The sequence below is a fragment of the Variovorax sp. PvP013 genome (assembly GCF_050435945.1).
Taxonomy (GTDB): Bacteria; Pseudomonadota; Gammaproteobacteria; order Burkholderiales; family Burkholderiaceae_C; genus Variovorax.
Window position 1 is genome coordinate 16,847 of sequence record NZ_JBNDLF010000001.1, and the last position, 16,015, is coordinate 32,861.

At 64.5% G+C, this 16,015-nt stretch carries 14 protein-coding genes and 1 tRNA gene; 6 read left to right on the forward strand and 9 right to left on the reverse strand.

The features are described 5' to 3' along the window. Positions 1-3 precede the first annotated feature (3 nt). Positions 4-1,683, reverse strand: coding sequence for a GMC oxidoreductase (locus ABID77_RS00080; protein WP_429589099.1), 1,680 nt, complete (start codon positions 1,681-1,683; stop codon positions 4-6). 458 nt (positions 1,684-2,141) lie between these two features. Here ABID77_RS00080 and ABID77_RS00085 point away from each other — a divergent pair, with 458 nt between their 5' ends. The 6 genes from ABID77_RS00085 (at position 2,142) to ABID77_RS00110 (ending at position 7,140) form a co-directional block, all read left to right on the forward strand. Next, a complete protein-coding gene (locus ABID77_RS00085; protein ID WP_429589102.1) occupies positions 2,142-3,479 on the forward strand; it encodes a tyrosine-type recombinase/integrase in 1,338 nt (445 codons plus the stop codon). A 91-nt stretch (positions 3,480-3,570) separates the two neighbouring features. Beyond that, a complete protein-coding gene (locus ABID77_RS00090) occupies positions 3,571-4,035 on the forward strand; it encodes a hypothetical protein (RefSeq protein WP_429593371.1) in 465 nt (154 codons plus the stop codon). A 503-nt stretch (positions 4,036-4,538) separates the two neighbouring features. Continuing rightward, positions 4,539-4,919, forward strand: a complete 381-nt coding sequence (locus ABID77_RS00095) for a hypothetical protein (protein ID WP_429589105.1) — start codon at positions 4,539-4,541, stop codon at positions 4,917-4,919. Continuing rightward, positions 4,912-5,982, forward strand: a complete 1,071-nt coding sequence (locus tag ABID77_RS00100; protein WP_429589108.1) for a plasmid recombination protein — start codon at positions 4,912-4,914, stop codon at positions 5,980-5,982. The genes ABID77_RS00095 and ABID77_RS00100 overlap by 8 nt, the downstream gene beginning before the upstream one ends. Before the next feature lie 36 nt (positions 5,983-6,018). Next, positions 6,019-6,660: a hypothetical protein gene (locus ABID77_RS00105; protein WP_429589111.1), complete on the forward strand. Its 642-nt coding sequence runs from the start codon at positions 6,019-6,021 to the stop codon at positions 6,658-6,660. 288 nt (positions 6,661-6,948) lie between these two features. Then, positions 6,949-7,140: a hypothetical protein gene (locus tag ABID77_RS00110; RefSeq protein ID WP_429589114.1), complete on the forward strand. Its 192-nt coding sequence runs from the start codon at positions 6,949-6,951 to the stop codon at positions 7,138-7,140. 491 nt (positions 7,141-7,631) lie between these two features. On the opposite strand, the gene ABID77_RS00115 is transcribed toward ABID77_RS00110, so the two are convergent. From ABID77_RS00115 to ABID77_RS00150, 8 genes are all read right to left on the reverse strand, one after another. Further along, a tRNA-Thr gene (locus ABID77_RS00115) sits at positions 7,632-7,707 on the reverse strand. Positions 7,708-7,718: 11 nt separating this feature from the next. Then, complete coding sequence (locus tag ABID77_RS00120; protein ID WP_429589116.1) at positions 7,719-8,732, reverse strand: class 1 fructose-bisphosphatase; 1,014 nt, start codon at positions 8,730-8,732, stop codon at positions 7,719-7,721. A gap of 38 nt (positions 8,733-8,770) precedes the next feature. Then, on the reverse strand, positions 8,771-11,494 hold the full coding sequence (pepN, locus tag ABID77_RS00125; protein WP_429589119.1) for an aminopeptidase N: 2,724 nt from the start codon (positions 11,492-11,494) through the stop codon (positions 8,771-8,773). Continuing rightward, positions 11,478-12,176, reverse strand: a complete 699-nt coding sequence (locus ABID77_RS00130; protein ID WP_429589122.1) for an HAD family hydrolase — start codon at positions 12,174-12,176, stop codon at positions 11,478-11,480. The genes pepN and ABID77_RS00130 overlap by 17 nt, the downstream gene beginning before the upstream one ends. Continuing rightward, positions 12,176-13,280, reverse strand: a protein-coding gene (gene prfB, locus ABID77_RS00135) for a peptide chain release factor 2 (protein ID WP_429589125.1) whose coding sequence is annotated in 2 segments (ribosomal slippage) — positions 12,176-13,198 and positions 13,200-13,280 — 1,104 coding nt in all. Because the reading frame shifts where the segments join, the coding sequence is not laid out codon by codon here. Before prfB ends, ABID77_RS00130 begins: the two co-directional genes overlap by 1 nt. Before the next feature lie 40 nt (positions 13,281-13,320). After that, positions 13,321-14,571: a hybrid sensor histidine kinase/response regulator gene (locus ABID77_RS00140; RefSeq protein WP_429589127.1), complete on the reverse strand. Its 1,251-nt coding sequence runs from the start codon at positions 14,569-14,571 to the stop codon at positions 13,321-13,323. Then, positions 14,561-15,181: a chemotaxis protein CheB gene (locus ABID77_RS00145; RefSeq protein ID WP_429589130.1), complete on the reverse strand. Its 621-nt coding sequence runs from the start codon at positions 15,179-15,181 to the stop codon at positions 14,561-14,563. Before ABID77_RS00145 ends, ABID77_RS00140 begins: the two co-directional genes overlap by 11 nt. Continuing rightward, positions 15,178-16,002 (reverse strand): CheR family methyltransferase, encoded by an 825-nt coding sequence (locus ABID77_RS00150; RefSeq protein WP_429589133.1) that lies wholly within the window; start codon positions 16,000-16,002, stop codon positions 15,178-15,180. Before ABID77_RS00150 ends, ABID77_RS00145 begins: the two co-directional genes overlap by 4 nt. Positions 16,003-16,015 lie beyond the last annotated feature (13 nt).

Sequence of the window (16,015 nt, forward strand, 5' to 3'; positions counted from 1 at the left end):
AGGTTAGCCGCCCAGGTCGAGCAACGGAACGACGACCGCCAGGAACGCCGCCAGCCGCAGTCCCATCGCGATCGCGCTGAGCGTCGGATTGGCGTAGCCGCCGGTGGGAAACACCGACGCGCCGGTGACGAACAGGTTGTCCATGCCGTGGACCCGGCAGTTCGCGTCGACCACGCCTTCGGTCGGATCGACGTGCATGCGGGTGGTGCCCATCGGATGGTGCGACGTCGGCTCGCTGGGGCGCGCCTGCGGGTCGAAGTGGTAGGTGCCCAGTCCCGAGTCCGACACCAGCCGGGCGAAGTGGCGGCGGCTGTGGACGAAACGCTCCTGGTCCTCGGCGCGCCAGCTGAAGTCGTAGCGCAGCCGGCGCTGGCCGAAGGCGTCGACGGAGTCGCCCAACGTCACGCGGTTGTCGGCGTGCGGGTACTGCTCGAGCTGGTTCACCACCTCGATGTGGTCGACGAAGGTGTGCGCCTTGTCGGCCACGCGCGACCAGCCACCGTAGCCGATCGAGGAGATCACGCCCGGCGTGGCGTAGAAGCGGTAGAGGTGCTGCGCGATCGAGAACGGATCGCGCGCCATCGCCCCCACCTTGGCGAACAGGCCCTCGGGCGCCTTGAAGCGCGAGTGGCCGGTGAGCAGCGCGCGGAAGCTGTTGACCGCCGGCGTCAGGGTCGTGGCTTCGAGCGGGATCATCAGGAAGGTCATGTTGAGCAGGCCGTGCTTCCGGATCGCCGCTTCGGTGAAGCCGAGCTTGGCCATGTAGCCCACGCCCTTGTCGGCCTGCAGGTCGTACATCGCGAGCCGGTCGAAGAGATCGCGGCTCCGGGGCACGATGTGGCTGGCATAGTCCTGCGGGTGATCCATCAGGTAGCGGCCGACCAGGCCGTGGCGGTTGCCGACGCCGGCGGGATCGTGGCGGTTCGACAGCAGCATCAGCCGGGCGTTCTCCAGCGCGCCGGTCGAGAGCACGTAGCCGCGTGCCGCGACCGACAGCCGCCGGCCGTCGAGGCACCCGGCGCGCAGGCCGGTCACATGGGCACCGTCGTCGGAGACGTCGATCTCCAGGGCGCTGGTGTGCAGCAGCACCGTCGCCTGGCCGGAGCGCGCCAGGATCGCCGGCGAGCGGCCGAAGAAGCGGTCGGCCGGACCGAACTGGAACAGGCTGGTCCTGAGTTCGCCGTCGGGCGAGACGATGCAGCCGGCCGCGGGCGTCGCCCGCGACGCGCCTTCGTAGTCGAAGGCGCCCAGCTCGCACACCGCGTGCGCCTGCTCGTACCAGGGCGCCAGTTCGGAGAACCCGAAGGGCCAACCGCTGTGCGGGATCTCGTCGCGCGCCTCCAGGTCGATAGGATCGAGCGGCACGTAGCGCACGCCGATGCGGGGGCGGTCGAAGATGATCGACCAGACGTTGGACAGGCCGCCGAACTGCCGCGTGCGGATGGCGTACGGGTCCACCGTGGCGTCGCCGGCCTTCTCGCCGCGACACAGCGCGTGCTCCGCCGGGTCGTACTCGAAGCCGCCGCTCTCGACGATGCACACCGTGAGACCGCGCGCCACCAGCGCCTCGGCCATCGACAGCCCGACCGGTCCGGCGCCCACGATGCAGACGTCGGCCTCGAACCGCGTGCCCTCGGCCACCGTGCGGCCGTCGATGAATCCGGCGGGAAGTCGTTTCTTCACACTGTGGCCCCTCCATGCGCATCGTCTCGCGGAGCGCGAAAAGAAGACAGTCTAGTCCCGATGTTTCAAAATGTGAACAGAAGAATGACTACTTGCGTAGTACATCACTGCCGCCGTCGATCAGGGACTTCGGGGTTCGGAATGCGAGCGGGCACGAAAAAGCCTCCCGAAGGAGGCTTGATGTCCCAGAACTGCCCCGCGAGGGGCGCTCCCTGGGAAGGAGACTGGTGCCGGAGAGATGAATCGAACACCCGACCTTCTCATTACGAATGACCGGATAGATACATTTCCCTATGTTGATTGCCGTTGATAGAATCTATGTAAATCAACAGGTTGTGTTCACTTTACTGGTTGGAAGTACAGCATCTGTGTTGATCGGTATTCCTCAAAACTGAGGGATTTTGGCTACATGGTGGCTACACGGAGTTTGGGTGTAGCCACTACCAAGGGGATAGAACATGGTCCGCCCGCGCAAGACTGATACCCCTGACCTTTCGCAAGCATGTGACCTGTCAAACGGTGCAATCGAGCGCCTGACGTGTCCAGACGGCAAGCAGCAAGCCTTTCTTCGCGACTGCAAAGCACCCGGCCTTCGCGTGCGCGTAACTGCTGCGGGAGCCAAGTCCTATGTGTTTGAGGCAAAGCTACACAGACAGACCATCCGTCGCACGATTGGCGACGTTCGCACTTGGAGCATTGAGCGAGCTAGACAGGAAGCGAACCGTCTACGGGTGAGCGTCGATTCCGGTAACGACCCCCGCGAAGTAGAACGTCAGCAACAAGCCGACAAGGCGTCTAAAGCAGCCGCTGCAATCGCCCAAGCTCTGACCGTTGGTGAGGTGTGGCCGCTGTACCTAGAGCAAGGCCGACCCAAGCGCCGCGATTCTTGGAAGCCGCGCTACCTTGCAGACTTGAAAGCAATGGCTGGTGCCGGCGGGACGAAGAAAAAGAGAGGGGAAGGCTTAACTCGACCGGGCCCCCTCTATCCCCTGTTGGCGGTACCGCTGGCTGCGGTGAACGAAGACAGTTTAAAGGCTTGGTACGACCGCGAAGCCCTTGCAGGCAAACACCAAGCTACTCGCGCCCTGATGATGTTCCGGGGCTTTCTTCGCTGGTGCACGGCCCGTCCTGAATATCGGGGGCTGACAAACCGCGATGCTGGCAGAGCCGCTGCCATCGTGGAAAGCCTTCCGAGCAATACGCGCCGTACCGATGCATTGGAGACTGCACAGGTGCTCGGCTGGTGGAATAGTGTGGAGCAACTCAACAATCGAACAGCATCGGTCTACTTGCGGGCTTTGCTGCTGACAGGCGCTCGCCGTGAAGAACTGGCTGCATTGACATGGGCAAACGTGGACTTCCAGTGGCGCAAGTTGACGATTGCCGACAAGGTAGACGCGACCCGAACCATCCCATTGACTCCGTACTTGGCGCAACTACTGGCGACCCTACCTCGCGCGAACGCATTTGTTTTCGCCAGCACAGGAAGGGCTGGGCGTATCACAGACACTCGCGCAAGCCATACCAAAGCCCTGCAGAGTGCTGCCATCGACAGGCTAACCATCCACGGTCTACGCCGCTCGTTCTCGTTGCTTGGTGAGGCCGCTGGAGCCCCTGCCGGAGCCATCGCACAAGTCATGGGGCATAAGCCTAGTGCCACTGCCGAGGGCTATCGGCCCCGAAGCGTGGATGCACTGCGCCCGTACCTAGAGCGAATCGAAGCACATATCTTGAATCTAGCTGGCATCGCGTTTGTGGTCGATGTAGTACCCGGGAAGCTTCGCGCGGTGAGTTGATGTTCCGCCCGGAATGAACTGATGAGCGCAAAGGCGGGTTTTGTTGCCTGCCTGCTGGAACACCTATTCTGAAACTCTCTGAGGGTATGAAATGATGTACGAAGGCAAGCTCAAGGAACCAATCGTTCAACAACATCATGGTCTTTTGTCTGACCTGAATGCAGAGCAGCAACGAATCAACATCGAAATGCTTTCAAAGCTACCAGCACTTTTCGAGGCACATCAAGTTGAGGCTGGAAATTGGATGCGGTTAGCTTTCGAACTTGCCAAGGCACACGTACCAGGATTTCAGGTAAACGCCCCTGCTGGTCGTCCACTAAAATGGGAGCTAGCCGAAAAAGCTGCGTTTCGGATCGACGTGGACGAAATCATCTCTGACGCCAAGCTATCTCTTTCCGAAGCTATCAAGCTGGCAATTCGTCAGCCCCGATGGGCGGAGCAGGCTAGGGAAATGACGATGGCTGCCTTGGTGAAGCAGTACAAAACAACCGAAATGTGGTCGGTTGAGGTGCTTCAAGACGCAAGGCGTTTGGAAAAAATGGGTACGGACAAATGATTCCAGCATTCCCTGTCCTCAACGAGAGGCCAGTTCCTCTATAGTGCTCGTAACGAGTCAACGCAGTTATGCGCCGCCCGTACCCCAGCTACGTTGGCTGGGACAACCCTAACGCCGAGATGGCGCAGGAGATTATTAATGCAATCTACGACCACGCTACAGCCGCAAGTGCTGACCGCATCCGACAACAACCGCGCAACCCGCTGTGCTCCATCTGAGGATCAACGGTTTCCACCGTTGGAGCTAGTCAACCGTCCCACGGTGCCGACTGAGCAAGCCGCCTACTATCTGCTGCGCCGCCCTCAGACCTTGAGGGGCTGGGCATCCGCGTCAAAATCTCCCGAAGGCCTTCAGCCTGTACGCATTAATGGCCGCCTTGGTTGGCCTACGGCGGGCATCCGTGCTGCGCTAAAGGTGCTGTAAATGAGCGCCGCAATCAACCGCCTGCTATTGACATTGTGGTGTGCTGCCCCGTCCCATTGGTTCCGCAAAGGGGGTTCCAGATGACTAAGGCTACCGCACCGTCAAAAACTCAAGTGGGCTTCTTTCCTGAGGTCGCTGCCCACAATTCTAGTGACTATCCGGCGAAATTTCATGGCACGGACAACCCTCGCGAGCTTCGCGCGCTGGATTTCCTGCTGCGTCGTCCATCTGTGACGCGCGAAGCTTTTGACTGGGAAGTGGGCTGTGCGAACGGCCCTGATTTGATACGGCGGCTGCGTGAGTATGGGCTTGGAAAAGCGCATTTGCCCTGCACCCGCATAGTTGTCGTTGACCGCGACGGCTGCATTGCCCGCCCTGGCATTTATTGGTTGACGCCGCAAGGCCGCCGCGTTGTTTTGCAATGGCTTGCCAAGCGCAAGCAAGGGGGGGCTCATGGCTGAGAGCATTGCCCACTTTGCTGTAAAGAGCATTGGCCTATCTCGCGTGAATGGACGCAAGCCCTGCACTCTGCTGGATGCAGCCCGGCATAACCTCCGGGAAATACAGGCAGAGCAAGGCGCTACAGGCCGCATCGACCCGACGCGCATCCACAGCAACATGGTCTTGCATGGGCCTTCCACGGCGGCTGAGGTATGCGTCCAAGCAGCAGCTCTGCAGGCCGATGCGGGCATTGTTCCTGGCAAACTGCGCCGTGACCATTGCCAAGCGATAGAAGCGGTCTTTAGCTTGCCTGAAAATACTGCAGTCGCTGACCCTACCGATTACTTCGCAAAGTGCCTTAGCTGGTTGGCTGGTGCCTTGGACCTGCCGGTACTAAGTGCAGTGGTCCACCTAGACGAATCGGCAATGCACCTTCATGTGTTGCTGCTGCCTGTGAAGGGTGGCGCACATGTAGGAAGCGCACCTATCGACCGCGCAGCCCTCAAACGCTTGCGTGAGAACTTTTTTGCGAAAGTGGCTGGGCTGGCTGGCCTGAAACATGCGGGGGCCAAGATGCGCGGCATTGCCAAGCAATGGGCCATTGCAGCCGTCTTTCGACGCTGTAAGCTGTTGGAAGTGTCTACTGCCATCGGCCCCCTATGGCCTTACATGGCAGCATGTATCGAGCGCGACCCAACTGGCGCAATGTTGGCGCTGGGAATCGATGTGAACACCATCCGCCCATCGGACAAGTCGCCGCTCGATGAAAGTCCGCTGAACCCTATAGCGATTGGTTCGAACCCCATAGGGTTTCAAAACAAGCGGCAGAAACCTCGAACCCTATCCTGTGTAGGGTTTGCCCAATCTCCGGACTCTAAAGAGCGCGTGCGTGTCCTTGCTTCGTTGGATCAACTGTGGCGCGCGGTGGGCTGGCGTACTCAGTCCGCTGGACCGTATCAAGACCGGCTGCGTGTAGCTCGCACTGCACAGCAGCAAGTCGTAAGACCATCTCTGCACGTTGGCGACGATGGCTGGACCCGTGAACGTGACGAATACAGCCACGACTCGAACCTGTGGGACTAGCCTGCAAAAACACCAACAAGCAATCGATAGGCGACCATGCACACGTCAAAGAACACCTTGCAAATAAGGACCCGTCCGGGAGTCACTGAGGACCGCCAGCTTGCAGACCTAGCAACTGATGGAGTTGTGGCTAACGCGGTTACGGCCAGAACGTTTTTGGAGGCATCGCAGCCGAACGTATCGCTGTCTGAACTGGTGGCAAGCTTGCAAGACCACGGCAAGCGCGTCAGCGCCAACGACCTTTCAGCTGCCGAGCAAATGCTTGCTGCCCAAGCCATTGCCTTGAATGCCATTTTTGCCGAGATGGCAAGGCGTGCCGCTTTGAACATGGGTCAGCACCTTGCTGCAACAGAGAGCTATATGCGCCTTGCGCTCAAGGCTCAGGGACAGAGTAGGGCGACCGTTGAAACGATTGCCGCAATCAAGAACCCGCCTGTGATTTATGCCAAGCAAGCCAACATCACCAGCGGCTCTCAGCAAGTAAACAATGGTGTTCCACAAAGCAACGCGGAACATTCCGCGCACACGCACGCAGGCAAAAGAAAAATTACGCCGACCGAACTTTTAGAGGAAACAAGCCATGGCCGCACGCAAATGGACACCCGCCCAACGACAGCAGCAGTCAGAAGCGATAAGGCGCTGGAGCCCATGGCAGCAGTCCACAGGCCCGCGTACTGAAGAAGGCAAAGCCGTTTCATCGCATAACGGCTGGAAGGGAGGAAACCGCGAAGTGCTACGCAGTTTGTCGCGTATGTTGTCCGAGCAACGTCGATATGTAGATGAATGCCGGTCAAGCCTTGCTTAAACTTACATCGCCAGTCGTTCACGAGCGTGCCAAGGAAGAGAAACAATGGCTACCTCGAACGGACAACAGGTTGTTCTGTTTCTTGGAAGCAGAATGAGGTTCTCTGTAGATACGAAACCAAAAAACTAGCCCGGTCCGTGTGGCCGCGAGAGAGAGGAATGATGAAAAAGCTACTGATGCTTGTCTTGCTGCCGCTGGTCGGCTGCGCTGCGCCTGCGGTCTATCAAGACCCAAAAACGGGCAATGTAGCTCAGTGCAACGCAAGCACGCCGGGAGTGTTTCCCATCATCGCGCAAAACGAAATCAACACCTGTGGGGCTGCTTATGAACGCATGGGCTGGAAGAAACAATGAACAGGTTTCTGTCTGTCACTCTGCTACCGCTTGCTGCCTTGGCCGGCTGTGCCGTTCCTACGACTGGGGTGGTTCCACTCGGTGACGGGCTCCGCAAAGTCACCCACTCGACGAACGCGGGGGCGTTTTACAACCCTGAGCAACTGAAACTGGAGGCTGTAAGGGAAGCTTCAGCGTCTTGCGAAAAGGATGGCAGGAAGTACCGTCTGGTTGACATTACCCAGCGCCCCCCAAAACCGTTCGGTGGTTGGCCCGAAGCTGAGGTGCTTTTTAAGTGCGAGTGAAGCTTCTCTGCTTCCCTGTCAGTCCCTAGCTGGTGATCCCTCTATGCACCCCCAAGCCCGCTGATGCGGGCTTTTTGTCGTCTACGTGGTCAGAATAACGCAGAGTTGACCACCACTAAGCTAGCACGACGGCTACATGGTGGCTACACAAGTCGGAAAGCGAAAAACCCTGCTATCGAGTTGATAGCAGGGTTTCCTTACTGCACTTGGTGCCGGAGAGATGAATCGAACACCCGACCTTCTCATTACGAATGAGCTGCTCTACCGACTGAGCTACACCGGCTAAGCCTTCGATTATAGCGGATCGTGGAGGCGTGTCGCGCGTTCGACCTCGTTTTTCGATCCGAGGATGACGCTCACGCGCTGATGCAGCTTGGTCGGCTGGATGTCGAGGATGCGTTCGCGGCCGTTGGTGGCGGCGCCGCCGGCCTGCTCGACGAGCCAGCCCATGGGATTGGCCTCGTACATCAGGCGCAGCTTGCCCGGCTTGTCGGGCTCGCGCTTGTCCCACGGGTACATGAAGACGCCGCCGCGCATCATGATGCGATGCACGTCGGCGACCATGCTGGCGATCCAGCGCATGTTGAAGTCCTTGCCGCGCGGGCCGTCCTTGCCGGCCAGGCATTCGTCGATGTAGCGCTTCACCGGCTCGTCCCAGTGCCGCTGGTTGCTCATGTTGATCGCGAACTCCTTGGTGTCGGCCGGGATCTGGATGTCCTCCTGCGTCAGGATGAACGATCCCTGCTCGTGGTCAAGCGTGAACATCGCGACGCCGTTGCCCACCGTGAGGACGAGGGTGGTCTGCGGTCCGTAGATGCAGTAGCCCGCCGCGACCTGCCTGGCGCCGGCCTGCAGGAAGTCGGACTCCTGCACGCCGGGGTGGTCGTCGGGCTTCTTCAGCACGCTGAAGATGGTGCCGATGCTGACGTTGACGTCGATGTTGCTCGAGCCGTCCAGGGGATCGAACAGCAGCAGGTACTCGCCCTGCGGATAGCGGTTGGGCACCACGTAGATGCTGTCCATCTCCTCGCTGGCCATGGCGGCGAGGTGGCCGCCCCATTCGTTGGCTTCGATGAGCACCTCGTTGGCGATGATGTCCAGCTTCTTCTGGATCTCGCCCTGCACGTTCTCGCTCTCGGCCGTGCCCAGGGCGCTGCCGAGCGCGCCCTTGGTGACGGCCTGGCTGATGCTCTTGCAGGCGCGCGCGACCACTTCGAGCAGCAGCCGCAGCTGGCCGGGGATGAGCCCGTCGGCGCGCTGCTTCTCGACGAGGTAGCGGGTGAGTGAAATCTTCTGTGTCGGGGCCATGGTGGGTTCCTCGGGTCCTTTGCGTTCGATGGAAAAGTTCAGGGTGCGCCGGCCGGATCGGCCAGCGCGCGGGTGACGACTTCCTGCGTGTCCTTGCTCAGCCCCGGCCGGCTGGCGACGCGCACGATCGCCTCGCGCGCGGCGCCGCGATAGGGCTCGGCGAGCTTGTTCCAGCGGTCGAGCGCGCGCGCCAGGCGGGCGGCCACCTGCGGATTGATGGCGTCGAGCTCGATCACGCGGTCGCTCCAGAACACGTAGCCCGACGCGTCGGCGCGGTGGAACGCGCCGGGGTTGGCGCTGCAGTAGCTGAAGATCACGCTACGGGCGCGGTTGGGGTTCTTCAGCGAGAAATCGGGGTGCTTCATTAGCTGCCGCACCTGCGGCAGGATGTCGCCGCCACGGTCGGGCGCGCCGGCCTGCAGCGAGAACCACTTGTCGATGACCAGCGCCTCGTCCTTGAACAGGGCGTGGAAGCGCGCCAGCGCCTGCTCGGCCAGCGGATGGGCCGACGAGACCAGGGCCGACAGCGCGTTGAAGCGGTCGGTCATGTTGGCCGCGTCCTTGAAGCGCTGCAATGTCCTGCCGGGCCAGACGGTGTCGCCGGAGCGGCGCGCGGCCAGGCACAGGTTCGCCAGCGCCACGCCCGCGAGCGCGCGCCGGCCGGCGGACAGCGGGTCGGGCGTGTAGGCGCCGGTGTCGCGGTTGTCTTCGTAGACCGTCTCCCACTCGGGCGCGAGTGCGGTGGCCAGCTGCGCGCGCATGGCTTCGCGCACGACGTGCACGCGCTGCGGATCGACCACGTCGAGCTGCTCGGCGACGTAGGTCTCCGAGGGCAGCGTCAGCACCAATTCCTTGAACGCCGCGTCGAGCGTCGCGTCGCGCAGCACGCCGCGCATGGCCTCGACGTAGCTGGCGTCGAGCACGGCCGCGTCGTCGTCGCCGGGGCCGGTGATGGCGGCGATGGCGCTGCGCAGCGCCAGGCGCTGGCCGGCCTCCCAGCGGTTGAACGGGTCGGTGTCGTGGGCGAGCAGGGCGAGCAGCTGGGCGTCGGTGTAGTCAAAGTCCAGGATCACCGGCGCGCTGAAGCCGCGCAGGATCGAGGGCACCGGCTCGGCGTCGATGCCGGTGAAGGTGAAGGTCTCGGACGGCTGCGTCAGCACCAGCGTGCGGGTGCCCGGGCGCGTGTCGCCGCTGTCGGCTTCACCCTCGAGCCGCAGCGCGATCTCGCGGCCGTCGGCGTCGAGCAGCCCCAGGTTGACCGGGATGACCACCGGCAGCTTGGTCGGCTGGCCGGGCGTCGGCGGGCAGCGCTGCTCGAAGCGCAGCGTGTAGGTGCCGGCGGCCGCGTCGTGGCTGGCGCTGGCGCTCAGGCGCGGCGTGCCGGCCTGGGCGTACCAGCGCTTGAACTGCGGCAGCAGACGCGCGAGTTCGGTGTCGGGGTTGGCGTCGGCGATCGCCTGGGCGAAGTCGTCGCAGGTGACGGCCTGGCCGTCGTGGCGGTCGAAGTACAGCGTGATGCCGCGCTCGAAGCCGGCGCGGCCGACCAGCGTCTGCATCATGCGCACGACCTCGGCGCCTTTCTCGTAGATCGTGACGGTGTAGAAGTTGCTGATCTCGATGTAGCTGTCGGGCCGCACCGGGTGCGCCATCGGGCCGGCGTCCTCGGGGAACTGCGCGGTGCGCAGCACCCGCACGTCCTCGATGCGCTTGACCGCGCGCGCCGAGGCGTCGGCGCACAGGTCCATGCTGAACTCCTGGTCGCGGAAGACCGTGAGGCCTTCCTTGAGCGAGAGCTGGAACCAGTCGCGGCAGGTCACGCGGTCGCCCGACCAGTTGTGGAAGTACTCGTGGCCGACCACGCTCTCGATGTTGGCGAAGTCGGCGTCGGTGGCGGTGGACTGGCTGGCCAGGACGTACTTCGTGTTGAAGATGTTCAGGCCCTTGTTCTCCATCGCGCCCATGTTGAAGTCGCTGGTGGCGACGATCATGAAGCGGTCGAGGTCCAGCGGCAGGCCGAAGCGCGCCTCGTCCCACAGCACCGAGTGGATGAGCGAGTTCATCGCGTGCTCGGTCTTGTCGAGGTCGCCCGCGCGCACGTAGACCTGCAGCAGGTGGTCGCGGCCCGCGCGCGTGGTGATGCGCTGCTCGCGCGCCACCAGCTTGCCCGCGACCAGCGCGAACAGGTAGCTGGGCTTGCGGAACGGATCGACCCAGCGCGCGAAGTGGCGCCCGTCGGGCAGCTCGCCGCTGTCGACCAGATTGCCGTTGGACAGCAGCACCGGGTAGGCGGCCTTGTCGGCGCGCAGCGTGACGGTGTAGTTGGCCATCACGTCCGGCCGGTCGAGGAAGTAGGTGATGCGACGGAAGCCCTCGGCCTCGCACTGCGTGAAGAAGGTGTCCTCGCTCACGAACAGGCCCATGAGCTTGGTGTTCTTGACCGGGCAGCAGGTGGTGAAGATCTCCAGCTCGAAGCTCTCGGGCAGGTTGTCGATCACCAGCTGGTCGGCCTCGATGCGGAACGACGCGCCCTGGCCGTCGACCAGCACGCGCGCCAGGTTGAGTTCGTCGCCGTCCAGGCGCAGCGCGCCCGCCGGGGCGTCGGGGTTGCGGCGCAGGCGCATGCGGTTGAGCACGCGCGTCTTGGCCGGGTCGAGGTCGAAGGTCAGTTCGACGGTGTCGATCCACCAGGCCGGCGCGACGTAGTCCTCGCGCAGGATCGCCAGCGGGTCGACGGGGGCCTGTCCATCACGCAGTTGCAGCATCGAATGTCTCCAGAAAGTCGGAAAGGACGAGGTCGTCGTAGGTGCGCACGGCCGCCACGACGTGCGGCCCCGCGAGCTCGTCCGGGGTGTGGGTGGTGCAGACGGCCACGGCGCGCATGCCCGCGCGCCGCGCCGCCTCGATGCCGAAGGGCGCGTCCTCGAACACGACGCAATGTTCGGGCGCGACGCCGATGCGGCGCGCGGCCTCGAGGAAGATGGCCGGCTCGGGCTTGCCCGACAGGCCCTCGTCGCCGCCGACGATGGCCAGCGGCAACGGGTCCATGCCCAGGCGCGACATGACGAAGGCGATGTTGTGGCGGTCGCCCGCCGTGCCCACGGCGACCTTCAGCCCGCGCGCGGCCGCATCGGCGGCGAAGGCGCGGAAGCCCGCGACCTCGGCGAAGACGGCGCCGAAGAGCTCGCGGTAGATCGACTCCTTCTCGTGCGTGATCGCCGCGCTCTCCTCGGCGCTCACGGTGCGCGCCATCAGCTCGCAGGCGCACTCGAAGGCGTTGCGCCCGGTGGTGCGGCGCATGAGGTCGTCGACGTCGAGCGCCAGGCCGCGCCGGCGCGCGAACTCGCCCCAGGCCTTGGTGTGCCAGGGCATGGAGTCGATCATGGTGCCGTCCATGTCGAAGATGAAGGCTTCGACACGGGGTCGCACGGCGGCGGGGGCGTCCATCAGACGCCCTGCTTCAGCGAGGCTTCGATGAAGGCGTCGAGGTCGCCGTCGAGCACCTTCTGCGTGGCCGAGATCTCGACGTTGGTGCGCAGGTCCTTGATGCGGCTGTTGTCCAGCACGTAGCTGCGGATCTGGTGACCCCAGCCGACGTCGGTCTTGCTGTCCTCGAGCTTCTGCTGCTCCTCCTGGCGCTTGCGCATCTCGTGGTCGTAGAGCCGCGAGCGCAGGCGCTTCCAGGCGACGTCGCGGTTGCTGTGCTGGCTGCGGCCGTCCTGGCACTGCACCACGATGCCCGTCGGGATGTGCGTGAGCCGCACGGCCGAGTCGGTCTTGTTGATGTGCTGGCCGCCGGCGCCGGAGGCGCGGAAGGTGTCGGTGCGCACGTCCGACGGGTTGATCTCGATCTCGATCGAGTCGTCGATCTCCGGGTAGACGAAGATGCTCGCGAAGCTGGTGTGGCGCCCGCCCGAGGAATCGAAGGGCGACTTGCGCACCAGGCGATGCACGCCGGTCTCGGTGCGCAGCAGGCCGAAGGCGTAGTCGCCCTCGACCTTGATGGTGGCGCCCTTGATGCCGGCGGTGTCGCCCGGCGTCTCGTCCTCGATCTGCGTCTTGAAGCCCTTGCGCTCGGCGTACTTCAGGTATTGGCGCAGCAGCATGCTGGCCCAGTCGCAGGCCTCGGTGCCGCCGGCGCCGGCCTGGATGTCGACGAAGGCGTTGAGCGGGTCGGCCGGGTTGTTGAACATCCGGCGGAATTCGAGCTGCTTGATGTCGGCCTCGAGGAGGGCGGCGTCATCGGCGATGGAGGCCAGGCCGTCCATGTCGGCATCGGCCTTGGACATCTCGAAGAGCTCGGTGTTGTCCGACAGGCCGCTGGTGAGCCGGTCGAGCGTGACGACGACGTCGTCGAGCGACTTCTTCTCGCGCCCGAGCTCCTGGGCCTTCTTGGGATCGTTCCAGACCGTCGGGTCCTCGAGCGAGGCGTTGACGGTCCTCAGGCGTTCGGATTTGGCATCGTAGTCAAAGATACCTCCGGAGATCGACCGTCCTGACACTCAGGTCCGCGAGGGTTGCGCCGATGTGGTTGATTTGTTCTGCGTCCATGGAGTGTCCTGAAAGTGGTCGGGGGAAACCGCGAATTTTCTCACGTCCGCGCGGCCGGCACGATCGGCTGCGGCATCGGGGCCGTCACCGGCTCGGCCGGCGGCCGCGTCGGCAGCGCGACCTCGAAGCGCGAACCCTCGCCCGGCGTGCTCTCCACGGTGATCGCGCCGCCGTGGGCGCGCACGATCTCGCGCGTGATGAACAGTCCCAGGCCGAGACCGGCGGCATGCCTGCGGCTGTCGTCGGTGCGCTCGAACTGCTCGAAGATGCGCGCCTGGTCCTGCGGCGCGATGCCGATGCCGCGGTCCTGCACGCTCATGCGCGCGCGGCCGTCGGCCGTCGGCGCGACCTCGATGGCCACCGGCTTGCCGCCGCCGTAGCGCAGGGCGTTGGTCAGCAGGTTGGTCAGCACCTGCTCGATGCGGAACTCGTCCCAGGTGCCGGGCACGTCGGTCGGGGCGTGCAGCTCCAGCGCCGAGCCGGCGGCCTCGGCCTGGTTGGCCAGGCTCTCGACCACGCGGCGCGCCATCGCGGCCAGATCGAAGGGCTTGGGCCGGATCGACAGCGCGCCCTGGCGCAGCCGGGTGACGTCGAGCATGTCGTCGATCAGGCGCACCATGTTCTGGATCTGGCGCTGGTCGCGCTCGATCATGGCCGGCAGGTGCTCCGGCGCGAAGGGCGAGAGATTGCCGCGCGCGAGGTGCATCTTTCGCACCTGCGTCTCCAGGTAGAGCGTGTTGAGCGGCGTGCGCAACTCGTGCGAGACCATCGACATGAAGTCGTCGCGCATGCGCACGGCGCGCTGCAGCTCGCCCTGCGCGGCCTGCAGCTGGTGCACCAGCGCGTCCTGCTCGCGGTGCGAGGCGGCCAGGGCCTCCATCTCGTGGCGCAGGGCCTTGCGGTGGCGGTGCAGGTCGACGAAGACGCTGACCTTGCTGCGCACCACCTGGGGGTCGAGCGGCTTCTGCAGGAAGTCGACCGCGCCGCTCTCGTAGCCGCGGAAGGCGTAGTTCAGCTCGCGCCCGGCGGCGCTGACGAAGATGATGGGGATGTGGCGCGTGCGCTCGGTGCTGCGCATCATCTCGGCGAGCTCGAAGCCGTTCATGACGGGCATCTGCACGTCCAGGATGGCGATGGCGAACTCGTGGTCGAGCATCAGCGCCAGCGCGTCGTCGGCGGAGGTGGCCTGGAAGACGCGGCGCTCCGGTCCGCGCACGAGGGCTTCGAGCGCGAGGAGGTTGTCGGGAAGGTCGTCGACGATGAGCAGTTTGCTCTCGACATCAATCGGCATGAAATGGATCCAGTTGCACGAGCAGGTCGCGCAGGCCGCGAAGCGGCAGCACGGCGTCCGGCGCGTGGCGGCCGAGGGCCGCACGGGGCATGGTATCGACCTCCGCGTCGGCGGGGTCTTGCACGGCGGTGAGGCCGCCGGCCTGGTGGATGCGCAGCAGGCCCTCGGCGCCGTCCTGGTTGGCGCCGGTGAGCAGGAAACCCGCGAGCGCGGGGCCGTAGACGTCGGCGGCCGAAGCCATCAGCACGTCGATGGAAGGTCGCGACCACAGCACCGGCGGCTCGCAGCTCAGCGAGAAGACGCGCTCGCGCTCGATCGACAGGTGATAGCCCGACGGCGCGAAATACACCGTGGCGGGCTCGACCGGCGCCTTGTCCGCGGCCTCCAGCACGCGCACGGCCAGGCGCTGGGCGAAGACCTTGGCGAGCAGGCTCTCGCGGTGCTCGGGCAGGTGCACCACCACCACGACGGGCAGGCGCCAGGCCGCCGTCAGGCCGCCGAGCAGCGTCAGCAGCGCCTCGACGCCGCCGGCGGAGGCGCCGATGACGACCGCCTCGACGCGCCGGGCCGCCGCGCCCGGTCGCGGCTTCGGAATCGCCGGCCCCGTCATGACGCCTTGCGGTAGATGCGCTCGTCGCGCGCGAGCGGGCCGAAGCGGCCGGCGTAGGCGGAGAAGTCGATGCTCTCCTTGGAGCCCAGGCCGAGGAAGCCGCGGTGGCACAGCGACTCGTGGAACAGCCCCAGGGCCCGGTCCTGCAGCGTGCGGTTGAAGTAGATCAGCACGTTGCGGCACGACACCAGCTGCGTCTCGGCGAAGACGCTGTCGGTGGCCAGGCTGTGGTCGGCGAAGATCACGTCGGCGCACAGCGAGGGGTCGAAGCGGGCGGCGTCGTAGGCGGCGGTGTAGTAGTCGGAGAACGAGCGCCGGCCGCCCGAGCGTTGGTAGTTGGTGGTGTAGCCGCGCACCGCCTCCAGCGGGAAGATGCCCTGGCGCGCCTTCTCCAGCGAGACCGGGTTGATGTCGGTGGCGTAGATCTGCGCGCGCTGCAGCAGGCCTTCCTCGCGCAGCATGATGGCCATCGACCAGGCCTCCTCGCCGGTGCTGCAGCCGGCGATCCAGATCTTGATCGACGGATAGGTCTCCAGCACCGGCAGCACCTGCCGGCGCAGGGCCAGGAAGTAGGCCGGGTCGCGGAACATCTCGCTGACCGGGATCGTCAGGAACTGCAGCAGCTGCGCGAACACGGCCGGATCGCGCAGCACGCGGTCCTGCAGCTCGGCGACGCTCACCAGGCCGAGCTGGCCCAGCGCATAGGTCACGCGCCGCTTCTGCGAGGCGCCGGTGTAGTCGCGGAAGTCGTAGCTGTAGCGCAGGTAGATGGCCTCCATCAGCAGCCGCAGCTCGATCTCGCCGGCCGACGGCGGCGGCATCGACCGTGGCCCC